Origin of the sequence: Acinetobacter pollinis (genome assembly GCF_015627175.1) — a bacterium.
GTDB lineage: Bacteria > Pseudomonadota > Gammaproteobacteria > Pseudomonadales > Moraxellaceae > Acinetobacter > Acinetobacter pollinis.
Genome location: NZ_VTDQ01000002.1, coordinates 1 through 25,182, shown reverse-complemented (window position 1 = coordinate 25,182; position 25,182 = coordinate 1). Strand labels below are relative to the sequence as shown.

Sequence of the window (25,182 nt, the reverse complement as noted above, 5' to 3'; positions counted from 1 at the left end):
AAAACTAAAGACAGTTTTTGCGCTGATTACATTTTAATTTTTTTTGGAGTAATAACATGTCTAAAGGCCAAACTTTACAAGATCCTTTCTTGAATTCTTTACGTAAAGAACGCATCCCAGTATCTATCTTCTTAGTAAACGGAATTAAACTACAAGGTCATATCGAATCTTTTGACCAATACGTTGTTTTGTTAAAAAATACTGTCAGCCAAATGGTTTATAAGCACGCTATTTCAACAGTTGTTCCAGCAAGAAACCCTCGTCCTGCTGGCGCACCAGCAAGTAGCAATAGTCAAGCTTCTGGTTTTAATAATAACGGTGGTCAAGGTGGCTTCGGCGGTCAAGGTGGCTTCGGCGGTCAAAATGGCTTCGGTGGTCAAGGTGGCTTCGGTGGTCAAAATGGCTTTAGCGGTCAAGGTGGCTTCGGCGGTCAAGGTGGCTTCGGTGGTCAAAATGGCTTTAGCGGTCAAGGTGGCTTCGGCGGTCAAGGTGGCTTCGGCGGTCAACAGCAACAGTCATCAGGTTTTGAAGGCGGAAACGAGTCAAAATTTGAAGAAGGTCATCAAGACGACGAAACAAATAATAATCGTTAATGATTAGATCTTGTTTATAAAAAAGACCAGCATATTGCTGGTCTTTTTTATGGAAGCTATTATTGTGTTTGAGTGATTGAAGCAGATTTTTTACGATCTAAAGATGGGTCTTTAATTTGAACGTAAGTATTTGCACGAAGCTCACGTAACCATCCGTCAAGCTCCGTATCAAATTGTTGTTCGCCTAAATATTGTCTCGCTAAGCGACGCTGATACTCTTGAGTCATATCTTGCTGACGGGTATCAATGACTTGTAAGATATGCCATCCAAACTGACTTTGAAATGGTTTGCTGATTTGTCCCTTTGGTGTACTTTTCATTTCATCTTCAAACTGAGGAACCATCGTCCCTGGCATTACCCAGCCCAAATCGCCACCATCGGCTGCAGAACCTGGATCGTTGGAGAAGGTAGATGCAAGTGTTGCAAAATCTTCACCTGATTTTAAGCGCTTATAAATAATATCTATTTTTTGCTTAGCTTGTTCTGCTGTAAGTACTTCCGATGGTTGAATGAGAATATGACGTACATGATATTGTTCGACCATCACTTTCTTATCGCTTGCTTTTCGATCAAGCAATTTAAGTACGTGTATGCCATCTCTTGCTGGTATTAATTCAGATGTTTGACCAGGTTGAATTGCTGCGGCACGTGCAGCAAGTTCTGCTGGGATATCAGCTAAACTACGATCGCCCATATCTGCACCTTCTACTTTAATACCATCTTTAGAAAAGCGTCGGCTAATTTCTGGAATGTTATCCGATAATGTCAATGCTGCTTTAACTTGGTTTGCAACACTTAAGAGTGCTTCAGCACTTGTTGCATCTGTGCCACTTACGCGTAAATGAAGAAGGTGAGCTTGGCTACCAATTGCAGCTTGGCCTTGTGGTGTATTCAAAAAGTTTGTGACATCTTGGTCACTAATATGAATACGAGACATAATTTGTTGTTGGCGTAGAATATTAATTGCAAGCTGTTGAGCAATACGTTGACGTACTGTCTGGTATGCGCCAGGGTACTGTGCATCTAATCTGCTTTGAAAAGCTGTGAGTGTTTGCATCCCTTGTTTGTTTGCATAATCAAGAACTGCAGCATCAATTTCACTTTCGCTTGGTTGGATATTGTAGCGTTTAACCAATTCAAGTTGTGCTTGATTTAAAATAATTTTACTCAACGCTTGCTGTTGTAGTTCTTGCTGAGATGGAATTGGAAGTTTTTGTGCTTGTAGCTGTCGTGATAAATCAGTGGTGAGTTGATCTAAATCACTTCTTAATATTGCACTGTCACCCACAACAGCAACAACCTCATCGTTTGTTGTCGCAAAAACAGACACTGAACTCGATATAAGTAGAGCCAATGTAGTTGCTTTAAAAAATCGTTTAAGTTGTTGGTTCATCATTAAGGTCGTGTCCAAGTTTGGTTAGATTTGCTAAAGCCAGTGATGCGTTGTTCAAGCAATGATGATAATCGGTTGTTGAATGCACCCAGTCCTTTTAGTGTAAATTCGGCCATAATTGCATTAGTGCGTTTTACATTAGGTTTTGTTACATCATCTAGGTCATTGAAGTATGAACGACCATAAACAGAAACAGCCCAACAGCATGACTCATAATTTACACCGAGTAAATATTCGCGTGCTAAATGATTTGAGAGGTCATACTGAACGTGTCCAATAACGCGCCAGTTATCATCAACAGGTTGAATTAAAGATGCAACCACTTGATCATAGCTTTTTTGTTGTGAATTATTTATTGTTTCACGTTTATAATAGCCTAAGTTATAAATACGTCCATTATAGCCAGTGTAATAAGTTTGGAAGTTTGCTTGTGAAACATTTTTCCCATCAAATGCCAAATTTGTACTTACTGTAAATCGATTGCTTAATTGACTAGACAGGGAAAGAATTGGATCTGATGTTTTGTTGGTTTGAATGGTGTCTGTTGGTGAAAGCAGTACACGACGATCTGAAAAATAAAAACTTTGCCCAATTGCTGCTTTTAAGCGTTCAAGTCCTTTTTGATCAAATAAACTATAACTGATACCGAGTGATAGGAAATTATTGTCATCTAGTCTGTCATTACCATAGAAGCGGTAGGGACTAAAAAGTTGGTCATAACTAATTGATGATGTTGTTGTATCGAAGTTAGGATTATTGGTCTGATCTTTATAAGGAGAGTACGCATAAAACAATCTTGGTGTAATGGTCTGAAGATACTTACCATCTTTTTGGAAGTTGAGTCCTGTATCTAAAGTAAACTGTGGCACAACAGTATTTTGGTTTTTACTATTTGTTTGACTTTCACTGAATATATAGTTTAGTGAACGTACAGATACCTCTGGGATAGCGAATGCCCAAGGTGTTCTAAAGTTATATCGTGTTGCGATCGAATTATAAATACGTGTACCGGAGCTATATGTATTTGCGCTACCTAAATTATATAATGTTTTTCTAAAATAGGCGCTGTCATTATGGTATTCGAATTGAAACCCTTGTGGGTTAGTTGTTTTATAATTTAATAAAAATTGCGGTAAGCGCGCATAAGGTCGATCTTCTGCTGCTAATGTTCTATCTAGTGTTTGATATTGTTCAATCTTTAATGCTGCATCTAAACCGGGAATAGCATTAGCAAAGTTGACTTGAAATAAACGTTTTTGGTTTAAATCTGTTGAGACATTTGGGTCATTTGCTAAGTCATATAAATAATCAATATCTGATAGATAGTTGTACTCTAAGTTTGTAGAGAAATAGCGATCAATCTGCCAATTGTGAGTGATCTTTAATGATTTACGATCCTCATCATTATAATGTCTATCATTCGGAAGATACCCACCAGAAACTGTGCCTTGACCAAAATTTTCTGTCTTAAACCTGAATTTCCCTTCGAGCATGGCGCCATGTTCCTCTAAATAACGAGGTGTTACGGTGGCATCGTAGTTCGGTGCTAGGTTTAAATAGACAGGTGCATCTAAACGAAAGCCGCCATTGCTTGACCATCCGAAACTTGGAGTAAGGAGTCCAGTCGTTCTACGGTCATCAATTGGAAAGTTATAATAAGGCAAGTACATGATAGGAACATTTTTAACATAAAATGTCGTATCTCGTGTTACACCACGTCCAGTTTCTTGATTAATACGAATTTTACGTGCATTTAGCTTCCAATCTGGATTTTTCCCTGGAGCACAAGTTGTATAACTGGCATGATCGAGCACCATTTCAGTAGGAGATGTACGATTAATACTACCTGCATAACCATGTGCATGATTGGTTTCAGAAATAAAGTAACTATCGCTGAGTTGACCTGTTTGTTTTTGTAGGTCGTAATTTATATGCTGGCTTTGTGAAATTAATCCATTTTGTGCCATTTGCACGTTGCCTTGAGCAAGTGCATGTGTCTGAGTTTTATCTAAAGTTAAATTTTCTGCACGAACTTCACGACCGGGTTGCTCTACAATCACATTCCCTCGTAAAACAGAATCACCTTGTGGATTATAGTGCGCATAATCTGCCGTAACATGTGTTGGGGAATTTGCTGGGGGTGTCGTTGTGGTATTTGGTGCAGTAGGTGTTACCCATGTGCCTTCGCAGTAATCAGAAAATTGAGATTTTTGTGATCTCTTTGTAACTTCTGGACTATTTTTTTCTATGTAATATTGATCAAAAAATGCTTGACCAGGATAGCTCTCATTAATTTGCTGTTTGAGCTCTTGATTATTGACATTTGACACGACTTCAGCTGAATCAGCATAGCTTGATTGTATTGAACTACCACATAAAAGTGTCAAAATCGCAGTTGCTAAAGGACTAAATTTAAACTGTTGCTTCATTTGTTTCATTAACCAAGTATGCTTTTTTGCAATTAATTATTGTTGCATCATAGAGAAAAACTCCATAAGTGGCTACACTTATGGCCTTAAATCTCTGCCTGTATTTAGATATTTTGCAAATGAATAAAAAACGTGAACGATTAATTAAAGACTGGTTAACTAGTGTTCTGCGCTCAGATCAATTTGAAATCAATTACTTAGCAGGCGATGCAAGCTTCCGTCGTTATGCACGAGTTATCTATGATAATAAAACATTTATGTTAATGGATGCACCACCCGATAAAGAAGATTGTGTGCCTTTTGTGAGTGTTGCTGAATTTTTAAGCAAAAATAAGGTGAAAGTACCTACGATCGAAGCAAAAGATCTTGAAAATGGTTTCCTTTTGCTTGAGGATTTTGGAGATATTGTTCTCTCACAAGAGCTTAGCTTGCTTAATGTAAATGAGTATTACTCACAATGTTTCCTTCAGTTAATTGAAATGCAGGCAAGTGATGCCGAAAAGGTTATTCCTGCTTATAGTCGTGAAAAGTTATCTGCTGAAATGCATTTATTTTTAGACTGGTTTTTACCTTCACTAGAAATTGAACTTACAGATATAGAAAGACACAACATAGAAAATACTTTTTATTTATTGGCTAGTCAGGCACTTGAACAGCCCCAGGTTTTCGTTCATAGAGATTTTCATAGTCGAAACCTCATGAAATTAACATCTGGTGAAGCCCTTGGAATTATTGATTTTCAAGATGCTGTCATTGGGGCGGATACATATGATTTGATGTCATTGGTAAGAGATGCGTATGTACAATGGCCAAAACATCAGGTTGAAGGTTGGATACGCCAGTTTTACGATGCATTGCCAGAAGACAGTAAGATGAATCGTACATTCGAACAGTTTCATAAAGATGCAGATTTGATGTCATTACAACGCCATATCAAAATTTTAGGAATTTTTGTTCGCCTTTTCAAAAGAGATGGTAAAGAAAACTATCTCAAAGATCTGCCTCGTGTCATGTGGTATGTTCTTCATGAAAGTGAAAAATATCCAGAATTACAATCATTCCATCAATTTCTAAAGAATCGCGTTATAGCAAAATTTAATGAAGTATACGGTAGTTATTCGGAGGTTTAGTTAAGATGAAGGCAATGATTTTAGCCGCTGGACTAGGTAACCGAATGCGTCCATTGACATTGCATACGCCTAAACCTTTACTTTCAGTGGGTGGTAAACCGCTAATAGTATGGCATATTGAAAATTTGGCGCGTGCTGGTATTACCGAAATTATTATAAATACAGCATGGCTCGCGGAAAAACTGCACGAAGCGTTGGGTGATGGCTCACAGTTTGGTGTAAAGATCTCTTGGTCGGACGAATATGATGGTTTAGAAACAGCTGGGGGAATTATTCGTGCACTTCCACTACTTGGAGAAGAACCATTCTTGCTTGTCAATGGAGATGTTTGGACGAATTTTGACTTTCGTAATATGTTAAGCATTAATTTAGATGTTCATTTAGCCCATTTGGTATTGGTAGATAATCCAACTCAGCACCCTTTGGGAGATTTTATATTTAAGGATGGCTTTGCATATACGTTTGAACAAGGTCAAGAAGGACAAGCGTTGACATATAGCGGTATTGCAATTTTATCTCCAAACCTGTTTAAGGATTTACCAGATGGAAAACGACCTTTAGCACCGCTATTAAAACAGGCTATGTTAGAGAACAAGGTGGGTGCACAGAAGTTAAATGCAGCTTGGGTAGATGTTGGAACTCCTGAAAGATTATCTACATTAGATCAAGAACTTCTGCGACAAGAAATCGCTTAAATGTGTATTCACTAATCACTGAGCACTATGATTGATCAGATAAATCGGTATACTTCACCTAAATTAAATAAGAGAGTTCGTTATGCATCTTTTTTTTCAAGAGTTAAAACGGGGCAGTGAAAAGCTAGGTTTACAGCTCACTGATGATGCCTTGAATTTATTATTGAAATACCAAGATGCATTGGTGTTATGGAATAAAGCTTATAATTTAACGGCTATTCGAGACCCTAAAGAAATGTTAGTTAAACATTTGCTAGATAGCCTAAGTATAGTCAAAGATCTTCCTCATGGACGCTTATTAGATATAGGAACGGGCGGTGGTATGCCTGGAATGATTATTGCGCTATGCCAACCAGATCGCGAATGTGTATTACTAGACTCGAATGGAAAAAAAATCCGCTTTCTAAAACAGTTTATTGCAGACTTGAAACTTAAAAATGTAATTGCTGTTCAAACGCGTGTAGAAGATGTTGATGCTATCAATGAACTTGGCCATTTTGATGTAATTACAAGCCGTGCTTTTGCCTCTCTAACTGACTTTGTGGAAGCATCAATGCCTTATATGCATCAAAAGAGCCAAATCTGCGCGATGAAAGGTCTTATTCCTTGTGAAGAAATCGAAAGTTTGAAAACTCGTTTTGAGAGTCAGGTTATTGAGTTAAAAGTTCCTCGCTTAGATGAACAACGTCATTTGATTATTTTAAAGAATTTGTTGGATCAGTAACATGGCTCAGATTATTGCAATTGCAAATCAAAAAGGGGGAGTTGGTAAAACAACAACAGCAGTAAATCTAGCTGCCTCTCTTGCTGTTTTGAAAAAAAGAGTCCTTCTTATAGATATGGACCCACAAGGTAATGCAACCATGGGGTCTGGTATTCAGAAAAATGATTTACTTTACTCGGTAACCGACGTGTTACTCGGGGAAGTGGCTATTGAAACTGCGATTATAAAAGCAGAGGTTGGCTACAAAGTTCTTGCTGCAAATCGAGAGCTTGCTGGGGTTGAGCTTGCGATAGCAGAACAAGAAGGCCGTGAGTTTATTTTAAAAAATGCATTAAAAAGTATAGAAAATACATTCGATATTATTATTGTAGATTGTGCACCAAGTTTAAGTCTAATTACCGTCAATGCAATGGCAGCCGTACAAGGTGTAATTATTCCAATGCAATGCGAATATTATGCTTTGGAAGGTTTGGCAGATCTGACACAAACGATTGATCGTATACAACAAGTTTTAAACCCTGATCTTGAAATTGTCGGGGTACTAAGAACCATGTATGATGCGAGAAATGCGCTCACACGAGATGTTTCGGCAGAGTTAGAACAATATTTTGGTTCTAAATTATATCAAACAGTCATTCCACGTAATGTGAGGCTTGCAGAAGCACCCGCACATGGACTTCCTGTCATTTATTTTGAAAAAAGCTCTAAAGGCGCTGTTGCATATTTAAATTTGGCAGCCGAATTCGTAAAAAAAAGTAAAGTTAAAAAAGGGTAAACACGCATGGCGGTAAATAAGCGAGGATTAGCAAAGGGGCGTGGTTTAGATGCATTGCTTGGCTCAATACAAAAAGAAAAGTTAAAAATTGAAGAGCAAGCACACGACCAAGGTCAGCTTAAAGTGATTGATGTCAATTTACTTCAACGAGGTATATATCAACCACGCCGCACTATTCGTGAGGAAGAGTTAGTCGATCTTTCGGCTTCGATTAAAAAGCATGGGGTAATGCAACCGATTGTGATTCGTCCTATAGACGATGAGCAACACCCCTATGAAATTATTGCAGGAGAACGCCGTTGGCGTGCAGCGAAAGCAGCTGGACTGACTGAAATTCCTGCAATTGTTAGAAATCTAAATGATCAAGTCGCAATTGCCTTAGCATTAATTGAAAATATTCAACGTCAAGATCTAAATCCAATTGATCAGGCATTGGCATTACAACGATTCCATGATGAGTTTGGGCTTAGTCATCAAGAAATTGCAGATACTGTTGGTAAAGCTAGAACCACAATTAGTAATCTATTACGATTGCTCACTTTGCAAGACTTTGTAAAAGATTTAATGCAAGAAGGTGTGCTTGACATGGGGCATGCAAGAGCAATTTTAACTTTGAAAGCAAAAGATCAAGAGAAAATTGCACAAATTGTGATTGATAAGAGTCTTTCAGTTCGACAAACTGAGCAATTGGTGCGCGAATTCAATAATCCGAAGGAAGCTCAACACAATAAGTCAATTTCTGCCGATATTGAACAGCTTACACAGAAATTATCAGATCGTTTTAATGCAGATGTAAAAATAGATCATAATAAACATGGTAAAGGTAAATTAGTGATTCACTATCACTCTTTAGATGAACTTGATGGTATTTTAAATATTTGCTTAGCAGATGACTAAGCTTTAACTGGGGTTTATGTATGTGGGAATTGATTCGGGCAGGCGGGTGGCTCATGCTACCGCTATTTATCTGCTCTATAATTACGGTAACAATTATTATTGAGCGATTTATTCGATTACGTTCGAATCTTATTCTTCCAAGTAAACTTAAACTGACTGTACAGACAAACCCGCAAATGGTTGCAAGTGTATTGCAACAAAACTATCAATATGCCAATAGTACTTTAGGTCGTATACTTCTTGCAGGGCTTAAAAATCAGTCTGAATCTGAAAAATTTGCACGTGTTCAAATGGAGTGTACAGCTTCAGATGAAATTCAAACATTGGAAAAAAGAATTAATGTACTTGGCACGATGAGTGCTGTTGCTCCATTGTTGGGGCTTTTAGGAACTGTCGTGGGTATTATTGAAGCTTTTTTAGTGGTAGATCTTGGTAATAATATTAGCCCAACACTCATGATTCCAGGTATATCTAAAGCACTAATTGCCACGGCATTAGGTATGGTTGTAGCAATTCCTGCATTGATTGCGTACCGTTACTTTCAGCGTCTTGTTAATGATTATGTTATTGATCTTGAGAAACAAGCTTCCTTATTTCATGCGCAATTGTTTTATAGAAACATGGACGAAAATATTGAAATATTGGAAAAGTAAATGAAGTTTCGGAGAAAAGTTGTCCATGATGTTGAGATTAATCTCACGCCTTTGATTGATTGTTTACTATTTATTTTGGTATTTCTACTACTGACTACGACATTTTATGAGCAAAGTCGTATTAATTTAACGCTTCCTGATGCACAGGGTGTACCTGAGAGACAATATGATCGTAAAATAGAGGTCATTATTGATGCGAAAGGCCATTATACTGTCAATGGTCAATCAGTGCCTACGCAGGATATCTCTGATATCTCTTCTGCAATTAAAAAGGCTGCTGAAGGCAAGCATGATGCTATGTTTGTCATCACGGCTGATGCACAATCAACGCATCAAGATGTAATTCGTGTTATGGATGTTGCTGGCCAACTTGGTTTTGTAAATATCAATATTAGTACTAAAATGCCTACTTGAGGTTATTCGTGAAACAAGATGTTCAGATATATTTTCGCTTACTTGCTTACCTAAAACCTTATTGGGGATACGCAATACTTGTTCTCATTGGTTTTGCATTAAGTGCACTTACTGAAGTCTCCATTGCAAAACTTTTAGAATTTATTATTAATGCAATTCAACATAAGAATAGTGATGAAACAGCGTTATTCCCATTTTTAATTATTTTACTTATTTTTGTTCGTGGAGTTGGTTCGTTCTTAGGTAACTATTTTTCTGCCGTTATCTCAAGAAATTTGATTTTCACAATTCGTGAACAAGTATTTGCAAAATTACTCCGTTTACCAACGAATTACTATCTAGAAAACTCAAGTGGTCATATTACATCTAAAATTCTCTTTAATATCGAGCAACTGACGGCAGCATCGTCTGAATCGGTTCAAACACTTGTAAAAGAAGGGTTTATTACAATTGGTTTATTATCATACTTGTTTTATCAAAACTGGCGACTGACTTTAATTATTATTATCTTTTCTCCTTTAATTGGATATACAGTCAGACAGGCAGGAAAGCGTATGCGTAAGCTGTCTTTGCAAGTACAAGATAAAATGGGCGACGTAAACCATGTCGTGCAAGAATCTATACTTGGTCAGTCTGTAGTTAAAAGTTACTGTGGTCAACAGCTTGAAGAAAAGAAGCTTCACTATCATTCTTTGGAAAGTTTAAAGCGTGGTTTAAAGCTATTGGTTGTCAACGTACTAAATACACCGATTGTACAATTGATTATGGCTTTTTCGATGGCAATTATTATGTGGTTGGCATTGAGACCAGAAATTTTAGGTAATACATCTGCTGCTCAATTTGTATCATTTATTACTGCTGCTGGTATGTTAAGTAAACCAATTCAAAACCTAACAACAGTCAATGAAAAATTACAAAGAGGACTTGCTGCAGCACATTCAGTTTTTGAAGTGTTAGATTTACCAGAAGAAGAAAATAAGGGTACATTAACGCCTGTCCTTAAAGGTAATATTCGTTTTGAGAATGTTGGGCTAGTATATCCTGATGGTTCTCAAGCAATTCATAATTTCAACTTAAATATTAAAGCGGGTCAAACAGTTGCATTGGTCGGTCGTTCAGGGGCTGGAAAATCTTCTTTAGTTAACCTCTTGCCTAGATTTCAAGGTATCGCAACTGGCAATATTTATTTCGATGATCAAAAGATCGAAACAATTGAACTTAACAGCCTACGTAGTCAAATTGCGATGGTTAATCAGCAGGTCTTTCTATTTGATCGGACAGTAAAAGAAAACATTGCTTATGGTCAGTTAGAGGGTGCATCTGATGAGGATGTTATACAAGCTGCAAAAACTGCCTATGCCCACGATTTCATTATGGAGTTACCAAATGGTTATGAAACGAAACTCGGTGCACAAGGTTTAAACTTATCTGGTGGACAACGTCAACGTATTGCGATTGCACGTGCCATTTTAAAAAATGCGCCTGTTCTTATTTTAGATGAAGCAACAAGTGCTTTGGATAATGAGTCAGAACACTTTATCCAAAGAGCCTTTGAACGAGCAATGGAAGAAAGAACAACAATTGTAATTGCCCATCGATTGTCTACTATTGAAAATGCAGATGTGATTGTTGTTATGGATCATGGCCGTATTATAGAGCAAGGTACACATCAAGAACTACTTGATCAACGTGGAGCATACCACCAATTGCATCAGCGTAATTTTGAGGAATAATGATGTCTTTGGCGCAAAAGATACAAGAAGCTTGGAATAAACAATCAAACTGGCTCGTGCTTTTGCGTCCTTTTGCTTATCTATATAAAAAAGCATTTGATTATAATAAGCAAGCTTATCTTTCTGGTCGTAAAAAGGTATATCATGCCCCTATACCAGTAATGGTTATTGGTAATATTACTGTGGGTGGAAGTGGTAAAACGCCCCTATTAATTGCATTGGTTAAATATTTACAAAAGAAAAATATAAAGGTAGGTGTAATTAGTAGAGGTTATGGTGGAAATGGTCCATTTCCAATGTTAGTAAGCCCAACAACATCTGTAGCCTCAGTAGGTGATGAGCCTGCTCTTATTGTCAGTTTAACCCATGTTCCTATGTCTGTGGGTGCAAATAGACAGAAAAGTATCGAGTTACTTTTAGAAAACCACCCAGATTTAGATTTTATTATTAGCGACGATGGTTTACAGCATTGGGCGCTGGGTCGTGATTTGGAATGGATTGTTGTAGATTATAAAAGAGGATTAGGCAATGAAAAGTTATTGCCTGAAGGGTTTTTAAGAGAACCTAAAGAAAGACTGCAAAAAAGTACTGTTATTGAACATTTTTCTACAGAAATGCCTGATAAAACATTAAGTATGTATTTACAGATTGGTAAGCCATACTGTTTAAACGAGACAAAAACTACTTTCCATCATGAACAAAGGTTTCATGCTGTCGTAGGTATAGGATATCCTGAACGGTTTTATCAAAGTTTAAACCAAATTGGGGTGAAAGATATTCAAAAACATGCATTTGAAGATCATTATGAGTATACACTTTCAGACCTAATTTTTGATGATAATTATCCTATTATCACAACTGAAAAAGATGCAGTAAAAATTAAAGCCATTTTGCAGAATGACCGTACTTCAAAAGTTAACAGAGAAGTCTGGGTACTACCTGTTGAAGCAATACTCTCTGATTCTTGCTATTTACTATTGCAACAGCAGTTGCACAAACTCAATATTCAAATTTAAAGGTCATCATGAAGCATATTGTTATTCCTGCGCGTTTTGCAAGCACACGTTTGCCAGGTAAGCCTTTATTGAAGGTTCATGGAAGAGAAATGATTTTACGTGTTGCAGACCAAGCAGCACGTGTAAACGGATTTGACGATTTTTGTATTGCTACAGATCATCATGATATTTTGAATTTATGTCAGGCAGAAGGTATTGATGTTGTTCTTACTCAATCTACGCATCCTTCAGGAACAGACCGTTTGAGCGAAGTCGCGCATATTAAAGGATGGCATGAAGACGATATTGTGGTGAATATACAGGGTGATGAACCACTTATACCAGCGAACTTAGTACAGCAAGTTGCTCAATTGCTTGAATCTAAAATGAATTGTTCAATGGCAACTTTATGTGAGCCGATTACCTCTTTAGATGAGTTTGAGCGAGATAGCATTGTTAAAGTAGTAAAATCTTTACATGATGAAGCACTCTATTTTAGTCGATCAACGATTCCTTATGCGAGAGATCGTAAAAGTACATTGCACGATCACGCATTTAGACATTTAGGGTTATATGCGTATCGCGTGAAGCTTTTGCAGGAATATGTGACTTGGCAACAAGGTAGTTTAGAGCAGTTAGAATCATTAGAGCAATTGCGTATACTTGAAAATGGTCATCGAATTGCTATTACCGTAGCACATGAAAAATTACCACCTGGTGTAGATACACAAGAAGATTTAGATCGTATTAATGCAATGGATATATCTATATTTTTGAAATAGATGAATGAAACACAAATATGTCTGAAAAGTTTTTTGCACAGCCTGAAGTCTATCCTTGGCAAAAAAATATTTGGGAATTACTCACAGCAGGATTTCCAAATATAGGTCATGGGTTGCTTTTCTATGGTAAAGAAGGATGTGGTAAGAACGATTTTGTTTATCATTTCGTGGCTTGGGTACTTTGTTTGGATAAACAAAAAAATGTACCTTGCGGTAAATGTTCAAGCTGTCAATGGTTGAAGTCGGATACTCATCCAAATTACGTTTATATTTCAAATGACGAAGAGAGTAAGAAAACGAATAATCCAATTAAAATTGAGAAAATTCGTGATTTATTACCATTTGTTCAGCAAACTGTAGATGGTTGGCGTGTCGTTGTTATTCAACCAGCAGATGCTCTTAATACTGCCTCTGCAAATGCTTTACTTAAAACATTAGAAGAGCCAGGGGAGCGGGTGTTAATTATTTTAATTACCCAACATTTTTTGAAATTACCTGCAACAATTAGAAGCCGAGTGCAACGCTATGCGCTTGATCGTATAACAACAAAAAATGCTCAGGATTACCTTCAGCAAAATTTAGGAGTGAACGAAGATGCTCAAATTGAGCTACTCCTAAATTTAGCAAATGATATGCCGCTAAAAGCTTTAGACATACAAAAGCAAACTTGGTTAGGTAAAAGAAAAGAGTTTTTAGATGATTGGTTATTATTGGTCGATCAAAAGAAAATGCTAATGAAGTTATCTATGAAGTGGGCAAAGGATCTTCCATTTCATGAGTTTCAACCTATGTTTGATTACCTACTATCCGATCTTATTGCGTTTAAGCTGAACCAAAGCATAAGGAATGTCGATTTAAATTTCTCTAATTTATCGAGTTATTATTCATTCGATGCGCTTTTTAATATTTATAGTACGTTACAACATGCTAAGGGCTATACTCAACAAAATGTACAAACACATTTAATTATTGATGATCTATTTGTATTACTCTTAAATGTCAAATAAACTGTATCTTTATTCATAATTTTTATTTGGGGAATAATTATGCAAGCGAAGATGGGTGGGATCTTACAGCTCAATATTACAGATCGAACAATGCTACAAGCCAGTTATATGCCATTTATCATAGATGGTGGTTTATTTATTGCATCAAGACAAGCCGTAAAACTGGGACAAGAATGTTTTATATTGGCAACACTTCCTGAACAAAAGCAAAAAATCCCTTTAACTGGAAAAGTGGTGTGGATTAATCAAAGACAAACTGGTCTTAAACCACAGGGTTTTGCAATACAGCTATCTGGCGATAAAGGTGCTTATTATAAAGCAGAAGCTGAAAAATTACTGGCTGGTCGTACGGCACAAGTAAGTTATACCATTTAATTGATTACGGAGTAGATATGTTTACGGATACCCATTGCCATTTAAATATGCTGGATTTAACACCATATGATGGCAGTATTGATGAGGCATTAGCACAAGCGAGACAAGCTGGTGTCACAAAATTTATGGGTATTTCGGTAAATATTGATGATCATATTGTATTAAGTCAAATTGCAGACAATCATGAGGATGTTGGATATAGTGTAGGTGTACATCCTTGTGAAGATCCTGAAGTGATGCGTAAAGCCTCTGTAGACTATTTGGTTGGACTTGGTCAAGGCAAAAAGGTATGGGCTTTAGGTGAAACAGGTCTAGATTACTATCACAGTCAAGACTTTATTTCAGAACAAAAAGCTTGCTTTATAAGGCATATAGAGGCGTCAAAAATTTTAAAAAAGCCCGTAGTGGTACATACACGTGCTGCACGTAAAGATACTCTAGACATTATTCGCCATGAAAAATCAGAGCACGGTATCTTGCACTGTTTTACTGAAGATTTAGACACTGCAAAAGCGGTGTTAGATTGTGGCTATTATGTTTCATTTTCAGGAATTGTCTCATTTAAAAATGCTCAAGATCTTAGAGATGTTGCCAAACAAATTCCTTTAGATAGGTTACTTATCGAAACTGACAGTCCCTATTTAGCACCCGTACCATATAGAGGAAAAAGCAACGAACCTAAATATGTACCTTACGTCGCAAAAGCATTGGCTGAAGTCTATGGATGCACGCGTGAAGAAATCGGAGAGATTACAAGCCGAAATTTTGAAAATTTATTAAAAGGTATTTGATTTAACAAAATATAGGCACCCATATGGATCGGCAAGCTCAATTTAAAGCACGACAAGAAATGATTTTTGAAACAGCCGAAAGATTGCTGTTAGAAAATGGAGAGCTTGGAATGACTTTAGATTTACTTGCCAGTGAGCTTGATCTTGCAAAAGGGACATTGTATAAGCACTTTCAAAGCAAAGATGAGTTATATATGTTGCTTATACTTCGCCATGAAAAGATACTATTGGAAATGTTTTATTTAAGGCAGTCTCATACTTTTATAAAAAAACTTGAATATTTTATTTTATATCATCTGAATCATCCAGAAAGAACCATACTTTACCATCTTCTAGAAGAAAAACTGGCCAATGTGGCAGGTGTACAATCACTATTTCGCCAACTTTATCAAGTCAGAAAACAACGATTAAAAGAAACCTTGTCAGCAATTCATGAGTATCTACTTGTAGAAAAAAGTAAAATTCCTGCAAGAGACTATATCGCACTGATATGGTCGCTTGTTTATGGTGCTGCGATGCTACTCAACTCTAGTTTCTATCAAAGATATTTAGGATCTAGGGAAACTCTAAAACGTGCTTATGTAAAACAGGCTTTAGATATTCCAAAATCTTATCTTTAATATTGTCTTTTGGAGTAGATGAAAAGTGATGACTTTAAGGAAAAAATCCTTAAATTGCTTTATAATGACTCTTTTGTTTTACACGATTTAGGTTGTTGAGCCATGTTAATTCGAAAACTATTTAAATTTGAAAATGCTCATATTGTCCGAAACTGTACATCAGATCGTTGTAAACGCTCAATTCATGGACACAGTTATAAGCTTGAATTGTTATTAAAAGCCAATAGGTTAGATCATGGTCAAATGGTTTATGATTTTGGATTATTAAAGGGTGTAATTAAAGACTTATTCGACAGCTTTGATCATGCAATTTGTTTTTGGGATAAAGACGATGCTGCATATATCCAGGCATGTCAGCAATTTAGTGCTAGATGGGTGAGTTTACCCGTATCGCCATCTGCTGAACAATTCTCTCGTATTTTTTTCTATTTAGCGCAACAGGTTCTTCAGGCTACTCAAACACAAAATGGTGAAGGTGACGTTGAAGTTTATTCGGTCATTGTTCATGAAACAGATACAGGATATGCACAAAGCTTTATAGAAGATATTGAAAATGAGCAGATGGGAAAGCTATCTCTTGGTGATATTCAGTTTTCAGCACAGATTCAATCTGAGTGGGCTGATATTCAAATGTATGAGAAGTTGAAGGCAGGAGATGCTTTTATTAATCCTCCGGTAGAGCTACAAGTTAAAACATCTTTATAAGTACGGTTTATTCATGGAATTAACGCAACAACAGCAAGTCAAGCTAGAAAAAGTGAAGTTAGATCCAAGCTGGAAAGTGGCATTGAGTGACTTTTTGGTCAGTTCTAAAATGGACAACTTACGCCAATTTCTGTTGGAAGAAAAACAAGCAGATAAAGTAGTTTACCCACCAAGTTCAATGATCTTTAGCGCACTGAATTTAACGCCGTTAGATCAAGTGAAAGTCGTTATTTTAGGTCAAGACCCGTATCATGGTCCGAATCAGGCACATGGATTGAGTTTTTCAGTACAAAAAGGTATTCCTTTGCCTCCCTCTTTACGTAATATCTTTCATGAGTTAAATACTGACTTAGGTGTGAAACCATCTATTCATGGCGATTTAACCAATTGGGCGACTCAGGGTGTATTGTTACTAAATAGTGTGCTTACAGTTGTTGCTGGGCAACCAACATCGCATCAAAAGCAAGGTTGGGAAGACTTTACTGATCATATTATTGATGTACTAAATGAACAAAAAGAAAACATTGTATTTATTCTGTGGGGCGCTTATGCTCAACGAAAAGGACAACGTATTTTACGAGATAAGCATCTGGTATTGACTGCTGCCCACCCATCGCCTTTAGCTGCAAATCGTGGTGGTTTCTTTGGTTGTAAAGTATTTTCAAAAACCAATAATTATCTTGAAAAGCATCATATTAAACCTATTAATTGGCAATTGGATTCATGATAGAACAACGTGCAATACAAAAATATCATTCGGATATCTTAGTTGAAAAACAAATCAATGGCTGGGTTGTCATTCGATTAAATAGACCGAAAACACTGCATGCTTTGGATATTTCTTTAGTGAATGCTTTAATTCAAATTTTTGAAGATATTCAAAATGACGATAGCATTGAAGCGGTTTGGTTAGACTCTACGACACCTAAAGCGTTCTGTGCAGGTGGGGATGTCCGTAAGCTTAGACAACTTGTTTTGGAAAATGATCATAAGATTGCTGAGGACTTCTTTACACAGGAGTATGCTTTAGACTTATTGTTACATAACTATATAAAGCCTGTTGTAATTTGGGGAGAAGGCTACGTTATGGGAGGCGGTTTGGGGCTATTTATGGCAGCTCCATTTAGGCTTGTTACACCAGAATCCCGATTGGCAATGCCAGAGATTAATATTGGACTCTACCCAGATGTTGGAGCAACTCGTTTTCTTGCAGACCGCGGTGCAATTGGTCTGTTTACAGGGTTAACAGGCTCAATTATGACTTCGGCGGGTGCATATGCAATTGGATGGGCAACACATATTTGTGAGGCACAACGTGATAAAGTACTTGATAAACTATTTAATATCCGTTGGGAAGACTATCCTGCTGGAAAATTCCGTGCCTTAGATGATGTTTTAAATAGTATGCATCGCCCTGTTGCTGTGGGTCCTTTGCAGAGTTCACTAGATGCTATTCATACAGTATGTCGTGGTAAATCATTTACACAAGACTGTGATGCTATTTTAGGTTTAAGCGAAGCAAGAAGTGACTGGCTTAGACAGGCAGGTGAAAACTTGCAAAAAGGATCGCCAGTAACCGTCGCTATTACGTGGCTATTATGGAAGTGGGGTAAAGAGGGTCATTCGTGGACAGAAGTTTTTGCTTTAGAAAAGCAGATTTCTGCATGGAAAATTAAACATCCAGATTTTATAGAGGGTGTAAGAGCTCGTCTTATTGATAAAGATTTAAATCCACAGTGGCAAAGTATACAGGCCTATACACTCAAAGGTATTTTGTCTGATTACCCACCAGTAACGACCATTGAGAGCTGGAATAATTTATTGAAGCAATACGATATTATTTAATGTGTAATGAATTTAGTACAGATGATTTTTACTGGATGAAACAAGCCTTTCAACAGGCAGACATCGCTGCAACAGAGGGTGAAGTGCCTGTTGGAGCAGTTCTTGTAAGTAATGGTCATCTTCTTGGGGTTGGAAGAAATCAACTTATAGGCTCTCATGATCCAACGGCACATGCTGAAGTCTTAGCCATTCAAAATGCCTGTCGGCAGTTAAAGAATTATAGATTACCTAAAGATGCAACACTCTATGTGACTTTGGAACCATGCACAATGTGTGTTGGTGCACTTATTCATGCACGAATTCATCGAGTTGTTTTTGCGACTCCAGAGCCGAAAGCTGGTGCTTTAATGAGTGCTCGGAAGCTATTAGAAGATGGTTACTATAATCATAAATTTGAGTTCCAGTGTGGTTGTATGAGAGAAGAATGCTCATTACAGCTGAGTAATTTCTTTAAAATGCGCCGTGAGCAAAAAAAGCTAGAAAAAGAATCCTAGTTTTTACCTAAAATAGCCTAAGTATTTCATGAGATTAAATTATGACAGTTCATATTATTACCATTGATGGCCCAAGTGGTTCAGGCAAAGGAACACTCGCAGCTAAAATTGCTCAGCACTATCAGTATCACTTACTGGATTCTGGCGCCTTATATCGATTATTAGGTTTAGCATTAGCAAGAAGAAATAAACTACAAACACTCTATGATGAAGAGTGTGTGGAAATTGCTAAAAAATTGGATATTCAATTTGAACCAAATAAGTTTGGTGTATTGGTTAAATTAGATGGTCATGATGTTACAAATATTATTCGCTCTGAACAAGTAGGTGAGTATGCCTCTAAAGTTGCAGTGATCGAGCAATTAAGAGCTGCTCTTTTAGATCGGCAATATGCTTTTGCTCAAGCGCCAGGTTTAGTGGCTGATGGACGAGATATGGGAACTGTTGTTTTTCCAAATGCAGGCGCAAAGATCTATTTAACAGCATCTGCTGAGTCGCGAGCTACACGTCGATATAAGCAGTTGCAGGGAATGGGTAGTGATGCTAAAATGTCGGCCATTTTAGCGAACATACAAGCCAGAGATAAGCGAGATATGGAACGTGAGGTTGCGCCTTTAAAGCCTGCTTCAGATGCATATATCATAGACAGCTCTGATTTGACGATTGATGAAGTCTTTCAGATGATGAAAGTACATATCGATCGATTGTTTGCTTAACAGAATTTGTTTGTGTGCTGCTCGATCAGTTTTAGTAGATAGCTCATAGACGTAACTAAACCGGCCTTGACTGATCCAAGACCGCTGAATTTATCAGGTATATCATGACCGAATCTTTTGCAGCCCTCTTTGAAGAAAGCGAATTAAATTTAAACGTTGAAAAGGGTGCAGTCATCCAAGGTGTTGTTGTAAACATCGATTCTGACTGGGTAACTGTTGACACTGGCCTTAAATCAGAAGGTATTGTTGACCGTGCAGAATTCTTAAATGACCAACGTGAGCTAGAAGTTCAAGTTGGCGATAATGTAGATGTTGTTGTTGAAGCTTTAGACAACGGCATGGGTCAAACAGTTTTATCGCGTGAAAAAGCAAAACGTGCTGAAACTTGGACTAAGCTTGAAAAAATCTTTGAAGATGGCGAAATCGTTACTGGTGTTATCTCTGGTAAAGTTAAAGGCGGTTTCACTGTTGACATCGGTCCTGTTCGTGCGTTCTTACCAGGTTCATTGGTAGACACTCGTCCAATCCGTGATACAACTCACCTTGAAGGTAAAGAGTTAGAGTTTAAAGTAATCAAACTTGATGCTAAGCGTAATAACGTTGTTGTATCTCGTCGTGCAGTAATGGAAGCTGAGTCTTCAGCTGACCGTGAAGCATTACTTGCTCAACTTGAAGAAGGTCAAACAGTTACAGGTACAATTAAAAACCTTACTGACTACGGTGCTTTCGTTGATCTTGGCGGTATCGATGGTCTTCTTCACATTACAGATATGGCTTGGAAACGTATCAAGCATCCTTCTGAAGTTGTTGAAGTTGGTCAAGAAGTTACAGTTAAAGTACTTAAGTTTGACCGCGAGCGTAACCGTGTATCACTAGGTCTTAAACAACTTGGTGAAGATCCATGGTTAGCAATCATGAGCCGTTACCCTAAAGGTTCAATTGTTAAAGCACGTGTAACTAACTTAACTGATTACGGTTGCTTTGCTGAGATTGCTGAAGGTGTAGAAGGTCTTGTACACGTTTCAGAAATGGATCACACAAACAAAAACATTCACCCATCAAAAGTTGTTCAAATTGGTGATGAAGTTGATGTTATGGTTCTTGAAGTTGACGAAGAACGTCGTCGTATTTCTCTTGGTATTAAACAAACTCGTGCTAACCCATGGGAAGAGTTTGCTAAGAACCATGACAAAGGTGAAAAAGTTTCTGGTACGATCAAGTCTATCACTGACTTCGGTATCTTCATCGGTCTACCAGGTGGCATCGATGGTCTAGTTCACTTGTCTGATATTTCTTGGAACGAGCAAGGCGAAGAAGCTATCCGTCGTTACAAGAAAGGTGATACTGTTGAAGCAGTTATTCTTTCTGTAGATGCTGAAGGAAACCGTATCAGCCTAGGTATCAAACAGTTAAATAGCGATCCATTTAACGATTTCTTAGCTACAAACGAACGTGGTGCTTTGGTTAAAGGTACAATCACTGCAGTTGATGCACGTGGTGCTACTGTTAAACTAGCAGACGAAGTTGAAGCTCAATTAAAAGCTTCTGAAATCAACCATGACCGCGTTGAAGATGCAACTAAACTTTTAGAAGTTGGTCAAGAAGTTGAAGCTAAAATTGTAAACGTTGATCGCAAGTCACGTACAATCAATCTTTCTGTTAAAGCGAAAGACGAAGCTGAACAACGTGAAGCGGTTGCTAACTTACGTCAAACTAATGCGTCTCAAGACAAAGGTCCTAAGACAATTGGTGACTTAATTAAAGCACAAATGAAGTAATTCTAAAAAGTTGATATTAGTGTAACTAATTGATACTTTATTGGTTAATTACTGTAAACGGTAGTGTAGTATAAGCTTACTATGCTACCGTTTTGTATTTAAACAGGTTATTATAAACTTACAAATAAAAGTCGCTAGAAATCAATGAGGTCGTAGATGACTACAGAAGCACTAAATAAATCTGATCTAATACAACGAATTGCTTTAAAGAATCCACATCTTGCAGAACCGTTGGTGGAAGAAGCGGTTAAAATTATGATTGATCAAATGATTGATACTTTATCAGCTGACAACCGTATAGAAATTCGTGGATTTGGTAGTTTTGCCTTGCATCACCGTGACCCACGTGTAGGACGCAATCCAAAAACAGGAAAATCAGTAGAAGTTGCTGCTAAAGCTGTTCCACATTTTAAGCCAGGTAAAGCATTAAGAGATGCCGTAAACGAATCTCTACAAAACTAAAATTTAAAAAATTGTGGTGGATATTATGATGCGATTTATACTAATTATTTTACTGATCGTCATATTTTCGTACTCTTTGGGGCTCGTTCTCATTAATGGTACGCCTGTTACTGTAGATTTATGGTTTACTCATGTGCCAGAGATGCGTATAGGGCTACTTGTTTTAATTACTTTGGCACTTGGCGTAGTCGTAGGCTTACTTCTTGGTGTTCAAGTATTTCGTGTTTTTCAGAATCACTGGGAAATTAAGCGTTTGCACAAAGAGATTGAACGTCTTAGAAAAGAGCAAATTGAAATTGCAAAAACTGCGGCTGCAGATGCAGTTGCTCAAACTCGACACGAAAAAACTGTTTTAGATATTAACTCAAACAATCAAAGCCCATTATAATGGGCTTTATTATTTATTGTTAAGGTTAAGCCGTTGAGTATAATTGTTGCCTTAGATGCAAAAAGTGAGAAAGATGCTCTTATTCTTGCAGATCAGTTAGATCCACAATTATGTAGAGTTAAAGTGGGTAAAGAGTTGTTTACTCATGAAGGGTCTAAAGTTGTCAAGTCACTTCATCAGCATGGCTTCGACGTTTTCTTAGATCTTAAATTTCACGATATTCCGAATACCACTGCACAAGCTGTTTGTGCTGCGGCAGATCTAGGCGTATGGATGGTAAACGTTCATGCATCTGGTGGGCGTAAAATGATGGAAACGTGTGTAGAAAGATTAAAAAAAGGGAATTACGAAACCCAGTTAATTGCTGTCACTGTGCTTACATCGATGGAGCAAGAAGATTTAAGAGAAATTGGGCTTGATGTAAATCCTATGGATCATGTTCGTCGTCTTGCAAGATTAACTAAAGATTCTGGACTAGATGGTGTGGTTTGTTCAGCACAAGAAGCTGCATTCTTACGCGAAGAATTAGGTGAGCATTTTACATTGGTTACTCCTGGTATTAGGCCTACTGGTGCAGATACTGATGACCAAAAAAGAATTGTGACCCCAAAGCAAGCAATTGAAAATGGTTCAACACATTTGGTAATTGGTCGGCCAATTACTCAATCAGAAAATCCAAAGCAAACGCTAGCTGATATATTTGCTTCAATTGCTTAATATGAAAATAGAAGTCCATCTAAGTATGGGCTTCTAAAATAACAACAATGGATTGTTTATTCGAAATGAAACTATTATCTCCTATGGCCTGTTATCAAGCTGAGATTGCATCGGGAAAGTTTATTGCCGATGATGCACAGAATAGTGCAGTAGAAGCTTTAGATAGGGTATGGCATCAGTTACTAGAACAAGATGAAGCATCGAAAAGTTTTTTTTCTTTTTTAAAAAAGAAAACCTCTCCGAAAGGTGTTTATATGTGGGGTGGAGTAGGTCGTGGAAAAACGTGGTTAATGGACCAGTTTTTTAATGCTTTGCCTTTAAAGCGTAAAATGAGACTGCATTTTCATCATTTTATGCAATATGTTCATAAAGAGTTACATAGTCATACAGGGCAACAAAATCCACTAGATGCAGTAGCAGATCAAATTTATGCAGATGCTACAGTCATTTGTTTTGATGAGTTTTTTGTGTCTAACGTTCCTGATGCAATGATTTTAAGTGATTTATTCCAAAAATTATTTCAACGTGGTATTACATTAATAGCAACATCAAACATTGCACCAGATGGTTTATATAAAGATGGATTACATCGTGATCGGTTTTTACCCACCATTGAAATGGTAAAGTTGAATTGTCAGATTCTAAATGTTGATGCTGGTGTTGATTATAGATTAAGAATATTAAAGCAAGCTCAGTTATTTAAAACACCGTTGAATGAAGAAAGTGATCATTGGATTTCTGAAAGATTTAACGCATTGACTCAAGCACAACATACAACAACAGATAGTATAGAAATTAATCATAGACAGGTTAAAACATTAGGCATTAGTGAAGATGTCATTTGGTGTGGTTTTTCTGAATTATGTTTACAACCTAGAAGTCCTGCAGACTTTATTGAAATTGCAAATAGATATCAAACGGTATTAGTGAGTAATGTACCTCATTTAACTGATCAATTAAGTGACGCAACGAGACGCTTTATCTATCTTGTAGATGAGTTTTATGACCGTGGTGTAAAGTTATTAATCACTTCAGAAGATTCAATTATAGACTTATATAAGGGTGAGAAACTAGCCTTTGAAATAGAGCGTACTCGATCTCGATTATTAGAAATGCAGTCTGATGATTATTTAAATGCAATGCATAAATCCTCATAATTTCCAATCGATTATTATGATATAATCGTTTTGTTAGATTCATAGGGGTTCATCATGTGTGCAAATTTTAAACCAATTACAGCAGATCAAGTTGAAAGATGTTCCCTACCAAAAATTGAATTTTCATATAGTGATGAAGTTTATCCAATGGGTAAGTTACCGTTGCTATTTCGCTCTGAATTGGAAATAGAGTGGCGGGAAGTTATCTTCGGCATGGTTCCTAAATGGGCTGCAGATGAGCAAATAGCTAAAAAAACATATAATGCACGTCAGGAAACCTTATTACAGAAGCCAACTTTTCAGCAAGCTTTACAAAAATATAAATTTGGTGTTATTCCCGTCACTGAGTTTTATGAAAGTAAATATATTGATGGTAAACCCCAGCGTTGGGGCGTGAGAAGAAAGGATGGTGAAGCATTTTTCATTGCTGCACTTTATGAAATTTCTAAAATTGATGAAAAAATTATTCGCTCTACAACAATGCTAACAATGGATGCGATTGATCATCCCATGATGAAAGATTTTCACGAACCAGGTAATGTGAAAAGATCTGTTATTATAATTCCTCATCATCAAGTAAATGACTGGTTATCTCTTAAAACAACAAATATTGCTCCATTTGTACAAGGTTTTCCTGTAGATGAGTTTGAGTGTCTATATGTACCTAAGGAAATAAGTGTAAAAGATACACCGCAGTTGAGTATGTTTAATGATTAACCAGACAAATCTGTATCTTTATATATAAAAAAAGAATTAATATAGCTAGGTTTTGTAATTATAAGTTGTTTTAATACAGTTACTTGATTGTATTAATGAGGCTAATAACATCAATATCTCATAGTTTTTACTTATATAATAAAAGTATTTTTATAAATCGCTCTTTTTATACACAATGGCCTTAGTCAATAGATAT

The 25,182-nt window shown here is 37.0% G+C and carries 28 protein-coding genes; 26 read left to right on the top strand and 2 right to left on the bottom strand.

All coding sequences use genetic code 11. The features are described from left to right. Nucleotides 1-56 precede the first annotated feature (56 nt). Nucleotides 57-593 carry an RNA chaperone Hfq gene (gene hfq / locus I2F23_RS01015; protein WP_195770735.1) on the top strand — a complete coding sequence of 179 codons (537 nt, stop codon included), beginning with the start codon at nucleotides 57-59 and terminating at the stop codon, nucleotides 591-593. 59 nt (nucleotides 594-652) lie between these two features. On the opposite strand, the gene I2F23_RS01010 is transcribed toward hfq, so the two are convergent. Further along, the gene (locus I2F23_RS01010; RefSeq protein ID WP_195770734.1) at nucleotides 653-1,990 is read right to left on the bottom strand and encodes a peptidylprolyl isomerase; all 1,338 of its coding nucleotides are present in this window, start codon (nucleotides 1,988-1,990) and stop codon (nucleotides 653-655) included. After that, nucleotides 1,990-4,416 (bottom strand): LPS-assembly protein LptD, encoded by a 2,427-nt coding sequence (locus I2F23_RS01005; RefSeq protein ID WP_407647985.1) that lies wholly within the window; start codon nucleotides 4,414-4,416, stop codon nucleotides 1,990-1,992. The genes I2F23_RS01010 and I2F23_RS01005 overlap by 1 nt, the downstream gene beginning before the upstream one ends. 119 nt (nucleotides 4,417-4,535) lie before the next feature. Between I2F23_RS01005 and I2F23_RS01000 the strand changes: the two genes are divergently transcribed. The 25 genes from I2F23_RS01000 to I2F23_RS00880 all read left to right on the top strand — a co-directional run bounded on the left by I2F23_RS01000 (nucleotide 4,536) and on the right by I2F23_RS00880 (nucleotide 24,986). Next, on the top strand, nucleotides 4,536-5,546 hold the full coding sequence (locus I2F23_RS01000) for an aminoglycoside phosphotransferase family protein (protein ID WP_195770868.1): 1,011 nt from the start codon (nucleotides 4,536-4,538) through the stop codon (nucleotides 5,544-5,546). Nucleotides 5,547-5,551: 5 nt separating this feature from the next. Then, a complete protein-coding gene (gene murU / locus I2F23_RS00995) occupies nucleotides 5,552-6,241 on the top strand; it encodes an N-acetylmuramate alpha-1-phosphate uridylyltransferase MurU (protein ID WP_195770732.1) in 690 nt (229 codons plus the stop codon). 82 nt (nucleotides 6,242-6,323) lie between these two features. After that, complete coding sequence (rsmG, locus tag I2F23_RS00990) at nucleotides 6,324-6,965, top strand: 16S rRNA (guanine(527)-N(7))-methyltransferase RsmG (RefSeq protein WP_195770731.1); 642 nt, start codon at nucleotides 6,324-6,326, stop codon at nucleotides 6,963-6,965. 1 nt (nucleotide 6,966) lies between these two features. Continuing rightward, nucleotides 6,967-7,740 carry a ParA family protein gene (locus tag I2F23_RS00985; RefSeq protein WP_195770730.1) on the top strand — a complete coding sequence of 258 codons (774 nt, stop codon included), beginning with the start codon at nucleotides 6,967-6,969 and terminating at the stop codon, nucleotides 7,738-7,740. Between the two features lie 6 nt (nucleotides 7,741-7,746). Further along, a complete protein-coding gene (locus I2F23_RS00980; RefSeq protein ID WP_195770729.1) occupies nucleotides 7,747-8,637 on the top strand; it encodes a ParB/RepB/Spo0J family partition protein in 891 nt (296 codons plus the stop codon). A 20-nt stretch (nucleotides 8,638-8,657) separates the two neighbouring features. Then, on the top strand, nucleotides 8,658-9,290 hold the full coding sequence (locus I2F23_RS00975) for a MotA/TolQ/ExbB proton channel family protein (RefSeq protein ID WP_195770728.1): 633 nt from the start codon (nucleotides 8,658-8,660) through the stop codon (nucleotides 9,288-9,290). Then, nucleotides 9,291-9,704 carry an ExbD/TolR family protein gene (locus I2F23_RS00970; RefSeq protein WP_195770727.1) on the top strand — a complete coding sequence of 138 codons (414 nt, stop codon included), beginning with the start codon at nucleotides 9,291-9,293 and terminating at the stop codon, nucleotides 9,702-9,704. It abuts the gene before it with no gap. 8 nt (nucleotides 9,705-9,712) lie between these two features. Next, nucleotides 9,713-11,437 carry a lipid A export permease/ATP-binding protein MsbA gene (gene msbA, locus I2F23_RS00965; protein ID WP_195770726.1) on the top strand — a complete coding sequence of 575 codons (1,725 nt, stop codon included), beginning with the start codon at nucleotides 9,713-9,715 and terminating at the stop codon, nucleotides 11,435-11,437. A gap of 2 nt (nucleotides 11,438-11,439) precedes the next feature. Continuing rightward, nucleotides 11,440-12,453: a tetraacyldisaccharide 4'-kinase gene (gene lpxK / locus I2F23_RS00960; protein WP_195770725.1), complete on the top strand. Its 1,014-nt coding sequence runs from the start codon at nucleotides 11,440-11,442 to the stop codon at nucleotides 12,451-12,453. Nucleotides 12,454-12,461: 8 nt separating this feature from the next. Then, on the top strand, nucleotides 12,462-13,214 hold the full coding sequence (kdsB, locus tag I2F23_RS00955) for a 3-deoxy-manno-octulosonate cytidylyltransferase (RefSeq protein WP_195770724.1): 753 nt from the start codon (nucleotides 12,462-12,464) through the stop codon (nucleotides 13,212-13,214). A gap of 17 nt (nucleotides 13,215-13,231) precedes the next feature. Further along, nucleotides 13,232-14,221, top strand: a complete 990-nt coding sequence (locus I2F23_RS00950; RefSeq protein ID WP_195770723.1) for a DNA polymerase III subunit delta' — start codon at nucleotides 13,232-13,234, stop codon at nucleotides 14,219-14,221. Nucleotides 14,222-14,260: 39 nt separating this feature from the next. Continuing rightward, nucleotides 14,261-14,596, top strand: a complete 336-nt coding sequence (locus I2F23_RS00945; protein ID WP_195770722.1) for a PilZ domain-containing protein — start codon at nucleotides 14,261-14,263, stop codon at nucleotides 14,594-14,596. Between the two features lie 17 nt (nucleotides 14,597-14,613). Next, nucleotides 14,614-15,387 (top strand): TatD family hydrolase, encoded by a 774-nt coding sequence (locus I2F23_RS00940; protein WP_195770721.1) that lies wholly within the window; start codon nucleotides 14,614-14,616, stop codon nucleotides 15,385-15,387. Nucleotides 15,388-15,410: 23 nt separating this feature from the next. After that, the gene (locus I2F23_RS00935; RefSeq protein ID WP_195770720.1) at nucleotides 15,411-16,007 is read left to right on the top strand and encodes a TetR/AcrR family transcriptional regulator; all 597 of its coding nucleotides are present in this window, start codon (nucleotides 15,411-15,413) and stop codon (nucleotides 16,005-16,007) included. A gap of 102 nt (nucleotides 16,008-16,109) precedes the next feature. Continuing rightward, nucleotides 16,110-16,712 (top strand): 6-pyruvoyl trahydropterin synthase family protein, encoded by a 603-nt coding sequence (locus I2F23_RS00930; protein ID WP_195770719.1) that lies wholly within the window; start codon nucleotides 16,110-16,112, stop codon nucleotides 16,710-16,712. A gap of 13 nt (nucleotides 16,713-16,725) precedes the next feature. Beyond that, nucleotides 16,726-17,439 (top strand): uracil-DNA glycosylase, encoded by a 714-nt coding sequence (ung, locus tag I2F23_RS00925; protein ID WP_195770718.1) that lies wholly within the window; start codon nucleotides 16,726-16,728, stop codon nucleotides 17,437-17,439. Further along, nucleotides 17,436-18,557 carry an enoyl-CoA hydratase/isomerase family protein gene (locus tag I2F23_RS00920; protein WP_195770717.1) on the top strand — a complete coding sequence of 374 codons (1,122 nt, stop codon included), beginning with the start codon at nucleotides 17,436-17,438 and terminating at the stop codon, nucleotides 18,555-18,557. Before ung ends, I2F23_RS00920 begins: the two co-directional genes overlap by 4 nt. After that, on the top strand, nucleotides 18,557-19,051 hold the full coding sequence (gene tadA, locus I2F23_RS00915; RefSeq protein WP_195770716.1) for a tRNA adenosine(34) deaminase TadA: 495 nt from the start codon (nucleotides 18,557-18,559) through the stop codon (nucleotides 19,049-19,051). Before I2F23_RS00920 ends, tadA begins: the two co-directional genes overlap by 1 nt. A gap of 41 nt (nucleotides 19,052-19,092) precedes the next feature. Further along, on the top strand, nucleotides 19,093-19,767 hold the full coding sequence (cmk, locus tag I2F23_RS00910) for a (d)CMP kinase (protein WP_195770715.1): 675 nt from the start codon (nucleotides 19,093-19,095) through the stop codon (nucleotides 19,765-19,767). A 104-nt stretch (nucleotides 19,768-19,871) separates the two neighbouring features. Beyond that, a complete protein-coding gene (gene rpsA / locus I2F23_RS00905) occupies nucleotides 19,872-21,545 on the top strand; it encodes a 30S ribosomal protein S1 (RefSeq protein ID WP_023272084.1) in 1,674 nt (557 codons plus the stop codon). Nucleotides 21,546-21,701: 156 nt separating this feature from the next. Then, complete coding sequence (locus tag I2F23_RS00900; protein WP_195770714.1) at nucleotides 21,702-22,007, top strand: integration host factor subunit beta; 306 nt, start codon at nucleotides 21,702-21,704, stop codon at nucleotides 22,005-22,007. 28 nt (nucleotides 22,008-22,035) lie between these two features. After that, a complete protein-coding gene (locus I2F23_RS00895; RefSeq protein ID WP_195770867.1) occupies nucleotides 22,036-22,395 on the top strand; it encodes a LapA family protein in 360 nt (119 codons plus the stop codon). A 33-nt stretch (nucleotides 22,396-22,428) separates the two neighbouring features. Next, nucleotides 22,429-23,112 (top strand): orotidine-5'-phosphate decarboxylase, encoded by a 684-nt coding sequence (gene pyrF, locus I2F23_RS00890; RefSeq protein ID WP_195770713.1) that lies wholly within the window; start codon nucleotides 22,429-22,431, stop codon nucleotides 23,110-23,112. Between the two features lie 65 nt (nucleotides 23,113-23,177). Further along, entirely contained in the window at nucleotides 23,178-24,269 is a 1,092-nt protein-coding gene (zapE, locus tag I2F23_RS00885; RefSeq protein ID WP_228284767.1) for a cell division protein ZapE, read from the top strand. A gap of 54 nt (nucleotides 24,270-24,323) precedes the next feature. After that, complete coding sequence (locus I2F23_RS00880) at nucleotides 24,324-24,986, top strand: SOS response-associated peptidase (RefSeq protein WP_195770711.1); 663 nt, start codon at nucleotides 24,324-24,326, stop codon at nucleotides 24,984-24,986. Nucleotides 24,987-25,182 lie beyond the last annotated feature (196 nt).